Source organism: Nonomuraea sp. NPDC050153 (assembly GCF_044460125.1).
GTDB lineage: Bacteria > Actinomycetota > Actinomycetes > Streptosporangiales > Streptosporangiaceae > Nonomuraea.
Map to the genome: position 1 here is coordinate 354,733 of NZ_JBITJQ010000009.1, position 8,283 is coordinate 363,015.

At 67.1% G+C, this 8,283-nt stretch carries 5 protein-coding genes; 1 reads left to right on the forward strand and 4 read right to left on the reverse strand.

Translation table 11 applies throughout. From position 1 onward, the window contains the following. Positions 1-1,172: 1,172 nt before the first annotated feature. The 4 genes from ACIBQ1_RS24645 to ACIBQ1_RS24660 form a co-directional block, all read right to left on the reverse strand. Entirely contained in the window at positions 1,173-4,313 is a 3,141-nt protein-coding gene (locus ACIBQ1_RS24645; protein ID WP_397280941.1) for a S8 family serine peptidase, read from the reverse strand. A gap of 825 nt (positions 4,314-5,138) precedes the next feature. Beyond that, positions 5,139-6,011, reverse strand: a complete 873-nt coding sequence (locus tag ACIBQ1_RS24650; RefSeq protein WP_397280943.1) for a hypothetical protein — start codon at positions 6,009-6,011, stop codon at positions 5,139-5,141. A 98-nt stretch (positions 6,012-6,109) separates the two neighbouring features. After that, complete coding sequence (locus ACIBQ1_RS24655; protein ID WP_397280945.1) at positions 6,110-7,171, reverse strand: CU044_5270 family protein; 1,062 nt, start codon at positions 7,169-7,171, stop codon at positions 6,110-6,112. Continuing rightward, a complete protein-coding gene (locus tag ACIBQ1_RS24660) occupies positions 7,171-7,755 on the reverse strand; it encodes an RNA polymerase sigma factor (RefSeq protein ID WP_397280947.1) in 585 nt (194 codons plus the stop codon). The genes ACIBQ1_RS24655 and ACIBQ1_RS24660 overlap by 1 nt, the downstream gene beginning before the upstream one ends. Before the next feature lie 29 nt (positions 7,756-7,784). Between ACIBQ1_RS24660 and ACIBQ1_RS24665 the strand changes: the two genes are divergently transcribed. Continuing rightward, entirely contained in the window at positions 7,785-8,108 is a 324-nt protein-coding gene (locus ACIBQ1_RS24665; RefSeq protein WP_397280948.1) for a hypothetical protein, read from the forward strand. Positions 8,109-8,283: the final 175 nt, after the last annotated feature.

Sequence of the window (8,283 nt, forward strand, 5' to 3'; positions counted from 1 at the left end):
GTCCGCCCCTCAGACCACCTCGCCACATGCAGCGATCAAGGAAAACTGCGAAACACGAGCGCGACGTGTGGGGTGCGAAAACCCGGATGCGACCTCTGGCCTGCGGTTATCCGCCCCCTCTATGCGGCCCGCCGGTACTGGTTGATCAGGTCGTCGAGTGTCTGTCGGCGTTGCAGGCGGGGCATGTGATGGTTGAGGTGGTCGACGGTCTCGTGAGCGATGGGGACGGTGCCGGTTGTGATGCCGCTCGTATGTCCGCAGGACGCGTCATGATGACGCGGGCGCCGAGTGAGGCGAACACTTCGTCAAAGACCGCGGTGAATTTCGCGTCTTGGTCGCGAATGAGGAATGTGATCCCCTCGGCCCGCTCTCCCAGGTTCACGACCAGGTTGCGGTGTAGGGCGTCAAAACTCGCGCGTATGGTTTGAGCTGGAGTTCTCCGTCCGAGCTATGCGACTCGACGGTACTCGTTGATCGTTCCTCCGAGTACCTCGTGGCGTTCGATTTCAAGTTTCACGTCGTGGATTCAGGCTCAGGCGCATCAACACCTACTTGATGCGCTGGGCGCGGCGGAAGTTCAAACGGCTGCGGTCGTTCAAGAGGCCCAGCGGTGGTGGACCGGGCTCCTGCAACGGCAGCCGACCCTGTTCGCACACTGGGCCTACATGACCGAGTTCTGACGGACTGGATGAGACGAGCGGAGTGACGAGAGATCGTCACGCTCCGTTCTGTGGGAGCCCGGAGGTGAGACTCCTCCGGACCACCCGGCGGGTGCCGACCATGCTGCTCTGCCGTCCGCTCGTCATCTTGGCCCATCGAAGTACAGCAGAAACATAAAGCTGGCGATCAGCAGAAATATAGCAAACCATAGAACGGTCATAACAATAATAAAAACGCGCATAGAGAAAGGTCCCGACCCTTCAATGGTGTCTCACCGTCACTAATGCCGGATTCATTTCATAGCGCAAGCCCAGGCGCCCGAGTCAAAGGCCCTGCGGGCTCCTAACGGTCCCGCAGGACGATTCGCCGAAACCTACCCGGCCAGGCTCTGGGCGCCCACCCGGCGCACCGAACCGGCGTCGCGGTCTTGGAGTTGGATGCTGGCGAAGCAGGGCGGCTTCACCAGTGCGAATGAGGCTCGCGCCTTTGGAGAAACCGCTCTGTGGGGAGGGTTATCCGACCGCGTAGGCTCGGTGGATGGTCTGGCTGACGCTGTTGCCCGCGGTATCGGCCGACGTGGCGCGCAAGGACACGAAGCCCCTCGTGCGCGGGTTGGTCAGCTGCGCCGTCCAGCCCGAGCCCTCGGCCCTGACCCGGATGTCGCGCCAGGTCGCTCCGTCATCGACGGACATCTGCAGCTGGATGGACTTCACGGCGGACACGGGAGCACCGGGATTGCGTTCGATCCAGATCGGCAGCCGGGTGGACGATCCGGGCTTGGCGCGGTTGTACTCGTCCAGCCCCTCGGGTGCGTAACGGATCGCCGTCAGGGCGAGCGCTTCCCGCTTGGCGGTGCTCGCCGAGCGGAACGTCCACGTCGATTCCACCTTCGTGGACAGCGTGGAGTGTGGCACCTGGCGGCTGGCCGTCGCGCTGAGCGTGTACGTGGCGGGCTCCTGCGGGAGGCCGGTGGTCAACCGGCAGGAATCGATCTCCCACGGCCCGCACCTGGTGTAGTCGATCGTGGAGATGACCTGATCGCCCTTGGCGAGGCTGACCGTGCCGGTGGCCGCGCCGTCCATGCCGACCCGGCCGGGCGCGCCCTCGGAGAACAGTCGGGCGCCGTCGAACGTCACGGTGTTCCCCTCCCGCCAGGCGCCCACGGTGGCGAAGGACGGGCCGCTCACCGCGACGCCCCACGTCTGCCGGTCGCGGCCGTCGCCGGTGGGTCCCTTGGTCCCCGTGACGATGGATTCGCCGATGCGTAGAGCGCTGGACCACTGGTGGCCTCGCGTCCGGTATTCCGTCAGCTTGCCCGGCAGCGGCACATCGTTCGTGGGGGTCAGGAATCCGTCAGAGACGCCTTCGATGGCGGTCGCCACGAGGTAGGTGCCCTTCGCGGCCGTTCCGGCGCCGCGGAAGGTCGTGGTCACCTTGTCGAGATCCTTCACCCTGCCCGCGTAGGTGGGGTCGTCGGGGATGCCGTCATGGCGTTCGTCCACCAGGTCGTAGCGGACGGGGGTGGGAGAGGCGTCCTTCTTGTGGAAATGCATCCGGGTGACGTACTTCAGGCCGGGTTGCTTGGAGGCGAGCACGAAGTACACCGCGCTGGGGTCGGGCCTGCCTCCGGCCCAGCCGAGGTACCACGAACCGTTGATCACCCACATCTCGGTCCACCCGCTGATGACAGCCGTGGGCTCGTCCAGGGTGAACCTGATCGGTTTGGCCTTGCGCGTGTCCAGGACGATCTCCGTGCCCTGTTCGCCGACCTTCACCGGCAGGTGCGTGGTCGTGATGCGCGTGCCTTCGTAGATGTCCACGTACAGGCTCCACTCGCCGGGGGCGAGTCGGTAGGTGTCCGGCGCGCCGGTAAGGACCATCCGCAGGCTCTCCCCCTTGCCGTTGTAGAACTCCCCGATCGCGTCGACGAGCCGGCCGTCGGTGCCGAGCGCGCTGATCTTCACGTCGTAGGCTTCCGGCTCCACGTACGCGGTGGCGACGGTACGAACGACAAGGTCACCCGATCGGGCCGTGATGGTGCCCGGGTGATCACCGGGCTGCTTGCCGGTCCCATCGATCGTCACGGTGACCGATGCCGTGCCCTTGGCGGGCACCTCGACCCGCGGTGCCGAGGTGCGCAGCACGTCGCCATCCACGGTGAGGTCCAGCGTGAGCGGGGAGTCGCCGGCGTTGGTGTAGGTGATCTCCTTGGCCGCCTGCCGCTCGCCGGATCCGTCCCAGCGGAAGACCGTGCCGATGTTCGCGGGACTGGCGTACACCTGCTGACCCACCGCGCGAACTACGTCGACGCGCCCGGCGCCCTGATCGAAGTGCGTGGCGCCGGCCTGTGGCGCGGCGCTGCCAATGAGCGCGGCCTTGAGCTGCTCGCCGTTCCAGTCCGGGTGCCGCTGGGCGAGGATCGCCGCCGCGCCCGCAACGTGCGGCGCCGCCATGGAGGTGCCGCTATAGGCGACGTACGGGCCGCCTGCCGTGCCCTGCGCGGCCGCCGCCATGATGCCGACGCCGGGAGCGGTCACCTCGGGCTTGATCGCGTGATCGCCCAGTCTGGGGCCGCGGCTGGAGAATTCGGCCATCTGGTCGGACCTGTCGACCGCGCCGACCGTAAGTGCCGCATCGGCGCTGCCCGGGCTGCTGACCGAGCCGGGTACTCCGTCGTTGCCCGCCGCGATGACGAACAGCGCTCCCGTACGCGCTGACAGGGTGTTGACGGCGTGTTCCAGCGGATCGATGCCGGGCGTGTCCGGGCCGCCGATGCTCATATTGATGATCTTCGCTTTGACCTCGGCGGCGGCCCACTCCATGCCCGCCAACAGCGCCGATTCGCTGACGTACTCTCCTCCGACCTTGCCAAGCGCGATCTTCGCGCCCGGCGCGACGCCCCGATACTTCTGCCCGGCGCCCGCCACGATGGAGGCGACATGGGTACCGTGGCCGACGCCATCGGTAACGTCGGGGTCGTCGGAGAAGTTCCGCGACTGCGTGACCACGTCCTTGAGATCGGGATGGGTGGCGTCGTAACCGGAGTCGAGCACGGCGACCGTGACGCCGGCTCCGGTCAGCCCCTGTTGCCACGCCTGCGGAGCCCCGATCTGCTTGACACTCTGGTCAAGGGTGAAGGGCCGCTTCCCGTCCAGCCAGATCTTCGACTTGCCCGCGGCCAGTGATCGGGCGCCGCCGACCAGGCTCTGCCAGGTCTGGCCTGCCGTCGCCTTGGAGACGCTCGTGCCGGCCAGTCCCAGCCCGGCGAACTCCTTCGCCTTGCGCGTTCCGCTGAGCGCCTGTGCCGCCTTCCCCTCGGCGGACTGGACGATCAGCGGTATCTCCGCCTTGTAGTCGTCGCCATACCGCCAGGTGAGCAACTGCGTGACGTCGAACAAGCGCTCATCCAGCAGGTCCTGGGCCAGCAGCCGTTTCGCATCCTCTGGAATGACGTGAAGGTGCCCCTGACGGCGCTGAACGTCGAAGCGAACTTTTCTGCCCGGCCCAGGCTCGATCCGGTAACCGTTCACTGTGACGGTCACCTGGTCGCCGGTCAGCAGCGTCACCGATCCCGACACCGCGGCCACGGGAGCTACCGGCTCGGCCGCCTGCGCGGCGCTCGTGGTGCCGCCTGCGATGACAGATACCGCCATGGTCATGGCGAATGTTCCGTGGGTTAATTTCATCTGCTCTCTCGTTGTCGATGTGCGGAGAGTTGACATCAGTTCTCGACGCCGCAGGCTCGATAGGTTCACGCGCCATCTCCGGGTCGGAATATGCAGGCCGGGAAGGGGCTCATAGCGCTTGACCAGATCCCCGGGCGGATGGTTCGTCGAGGCCGGCGCCGAGACGCAAGATCACCATGTCGCGGGAAGGCGATCATCGCCGGTTGGTGGCGGGGCAACGGCCGGATCAGGAAAGTCCGCGATCATCACCACCGCCCTCGCCTGCGGAAGTCCTTCGATGAGGCAGAGACGCTGATGGCCTGGGAAGCAACTCTGCCGTACTTCCGGTCAGCGGGGGACCTTGGAGGTGGACGCGTCGGGAGACAGGTGGCATGGAGACTCCAGGACGAAGGGGGCGGCGAGTCAGGTGAGGGCGTGGCGGATGGTGTCGATGACGCGTTCCTGCTCGGTGGTGCTGAGCGTGACTGAGCACGGCAGGTGCATCGCGGTGGCGGCCAGCCGGTCGGCGACCGGGCGGGGCACTGATCGGTGTGTTCTCCCAGCGGAGGCTGATCGTGATCAGCCAATGTTCGGCCGGGCCCCGGCCGCTTGATCGGGGAAGGTGATGGAGTCAAGGTCGGCCGGTCCGGTAACCGGTGGCGATAGCGTGCTTGGCGGCCAGGAAGTCCGGGCCTTGCGGCCCTAAGGGCCCAGCGAGAGCAGAACTCTGATCATGCTCATGCCTTTCCGAACTCGTCACTCGTCGCGAGGGTGCCACTCGCGGGCCGCGAGCGGCACCCCGGGAGCGCTGCGTCAGACGAGCTTGCGGTAGATCCGGGTGGGGATCGCCTGGGCCGCGTCCTCCCGGCCGAACTCCTGGTAGACCCGCGACGTGATCTCCACGGCCTTGGGCGAGTAGGCGGGGTAGAAGTCCTTACCGCACTCCAGGTCCTTCAGCGCCGCCTTGATCTCCTTGTCCAGGTACGGCCCGGCCTCCTCGGGCTTCAGGTTCGGCCGGAAGACGACGGTCTCGCCCTTGGGCAGCTCGCCCTTCCACGCCTTCTTGGCGACGTCCGAAGCCTGCCGCACGATCTTCGTGTGGCTCAGACCGTCCAGCGCGGTCGGTCTGGTCTCGCCGACCCCCAGGCACGCGGCGAACTGCTTGCCCAGCTGGACGAGCTGCTTGTCCTGGTCTAGGACGCTCAGCGACTTCTGCGCCGCCGCTTCGAGCTGGTCGTGGTAGTCCTCCTGAGAGGTGACGGTCTTGCCCAGCACCTCCTTGACCGCCTTCGAGAAGCAGGACTCGTCGGCGGCGCGCCACTTCTTCAGTTTGCCGGCCGAGAGCGACATCAGCAGCTTGTTGTTCGGGTTCTCGTGCTGGACAGGGTTGACAACCTTGTCCTTCGGATAAACGTTCGGGGACCAGACGCCGAAGCCGTACTTCGCCCGGTACGCCCGCAGCGCCTCCAGGTCACCCGCGAGCCGCTCCTGCTCCCCGGGCTGCCAGTTGTACCGAGGCTCCGGCGAGGCCACGTAGTCCAGGCCTCGCTCCGTCATGCAGGCGACGCGCTTGGCCTCCAGTTGCGTCTGCTTCTCGTACGCGGCGGCGCCCCCCGACGGCGGCGAGGTGAGGCCGCCGAACGAGCCGGCGAGCAGGGTTGCCGCGACCGCCTTGGCGATGAACATGCAGGTTCTCCTTCTTCCTTTGAGGGCATGCCGAATCGATCTGAGGGCATGCGAAACAGAACTCACGGCCGGAAGGCCGGATCAGGTGGGGAAAAGTCTCAGCAGGGGATCTTCATGCGGGACGCCTTCGGCGACACCTCGGGCAAGCTGGGGGCGAGATCGACGGCGAGCACGGCGGTGCCGGTCACCACGCCTTTCTTCTCGGTGTACTCGCCTCCGTCGGAGGATATTTTCACCTTGCTGTCCCTGGTGTTCACCGTGCGCTCGCCCAGGTAGCGGTAGGTCGTCCGATCGAAGATCAGCTCGGACCGGGTGCCGTTGCCCTCGTCCATGGCGACGGCCAGCCCGGGACGGCCGGCGGCGTCCACGGCGTCGCCGATGAGCATGATGCCGTCCAGCCCGGCGGCAACCTGGTACAGCGCGGCGCCCAGGCTGGGCCGTACCACGGACTCGCGGACTAGGCCCTGGAGGGAGCGCCAGATGCGCAGCGGCTCCTCGCCCGTGTCGGCCACGATCTTCGCGCGCACCTGGGCGGGGTCCCTCGGCCAGGCGCCCAGCCGCGCGTAGGTCGGCTGGCCGGGACAGGGCCCCGGCTCGGACACGATGTCCTCGACGCCGCGGTCCCAGTACTTGCGGGGCGCCGGTCCCGTGGCCGACAGGCTCTGCTCGCGGCTCAGCCAGGGCTTGCCCACGTCGGCGGCCTCCCAGCGCTCCTCGTTGGCCAGCACCTTGGTGTACTGCGTCGCGCCCGACTTGTCCTTGGTGTACAGGCTGCGCTGGGCCAGCATCTTGGTGTGGACGTACTGGCCGCGGGACGGCACCGTGTCACGCTGGTCGGCGGCGGCCCGCGCGGCCAACGTGAGCAGCGCCTGAGCATCGGCCGGAGGGGCAGCGATCAGATACCCGGAGGTACGCGGGTCGGAGCCACCCAGGCTCACCTGGGTGACGATGATGCCGCCGGTGAGCATCACCGCCATCGCGCCGACCAGGGCCACGCGCCGGACCGGCGGCGCGGCCAGCCACCTGCGGCGCGGACGGTCCAACCGTGACGGCTGTGCCCCGCGGGTCAAGCGGAGGAGGCGGTCACGCCCCTTCACCGCCGCCTCCGGCGTAGGCTCGGGCTCCGCGAACACGGCCTTGATCAGCTTCAACTCGTCCATCACCACTCCCCGATCGGGTTAACGTCGCCCAGGGCCTTGCGCAGCTTCTTGCGCGCCCTGTTGATCCGGGACGCAACGGTCCCCACCGGTACGTCCAGGGCCGTGGCGATCTCCTCGTAGCCCAGCCCGCCGAACACGAGCAGGAACACCACGTCGCGATCGCCCTTCGCCAGGCCCTTCAGCCCCCGTACGAGCTCCGGCTTGCTGGCCTGCGCCGCGAGCTGCGAGGTCACCCGGTCCTCGTGCCCGTCGGCGGAGACCTCAGGCGCCACCTTGCTGAGCGCGTTCAGGCGGCGACCCTCCCTGCGGCGATGCCGGGCCACGACGTTCGTGGCAATGCCGAATAACCACGACCGCACGGTGCCCCGCTGCGGGTCGAAGCCGTGCCTGCCGTTGAACGCGAGCAGGAAGGCGTCCGCGACCAGATCCTCGACCTGCTCGCTGCCGAGCCGGGCGGCCAGATACCGGTAGACCTCCTTGAAGTACCGGTCGTACAGGAGGGCGAAAAGCTCGGGGTTGTCCAACGACCGCTCGACCACGGTGACGTCTTCCACCACATCGTTGGCGTCAGGCGGTGCAGTCATGGCGTCCTTCCGAAGGCAACTGTCGCCCAGTGTTCGCCGCACAGCAGATTTTCTTCACGCCAATTTCCGGAGCGGTCATCGAAGCGACCTGGCGGGAACGCGCCCTCAACGCCGAGGACGGCTGGTCAGCCTCCATGCTCATGGCCCTGTCCGGCCATCGGAACCTGCGCATCCTGGGCATCTATGTCCAGCCCAGTACTGAAGCGGTCGCCGCCGCGCACCCGGCCAACCCGGACGCCGACGAAGACCTGTCTGACCAGGCTCAACACGCTTGCGTGTACGGCGACAGCTTCCTTAACGACAGGTCCTGTCCGGATCCGCCACCAAATGCCGTTGATCAGCAGCCGACGTGAAACCATGCCCGGACGCCCTGGGGAGGCAGACTGCGCTGGGTCCACGACCGGCGATCGTAGTCATCGATCTCGTCAATGGGTTCACCTGCGTTCCGCATAATTCGCTCGGGCTGGAGCGAAAATGTGTGTGTTGACCTGGGGAAACACGTAGAGACACGCTGGTGAGGCGTGTCTC

Excerpts from the sequence above, each read along its gene's own strand:
- ACIBQ1_RS24645 (WP_397280941.1), bottom strand. The coding sequence starts at position 4,313 with ATGGCGGTATCTGTCATCGCAGGCGGCACCACGAGCGCCGCGCAGGCG.
- ACIBQ1_RS24650 (WP_397280943.1), bottom strand. The coding sequence starts at position 6,011 with ATGTTCATCGCCAAGGCGGTCGCGGCAACCCTGCTCGCCGGCTCGTTC.
- ACIBQ1_RS24655 (WP_397280945.1), bottom strand. The coding sequence starts at position 7,171 with ATGGACGAGTTGAAGCTGATCAAGGCCGTGTTCGCGGAGCCCGAGCCT.
- ACIBQ1_RS24660 (WP_397280947.1), bottom strand. The coding sequence starts at position 7,755 with ATGACTGCACCGCCTGACGCCAACGATGTGGTGGAAGACGTCACCGTG.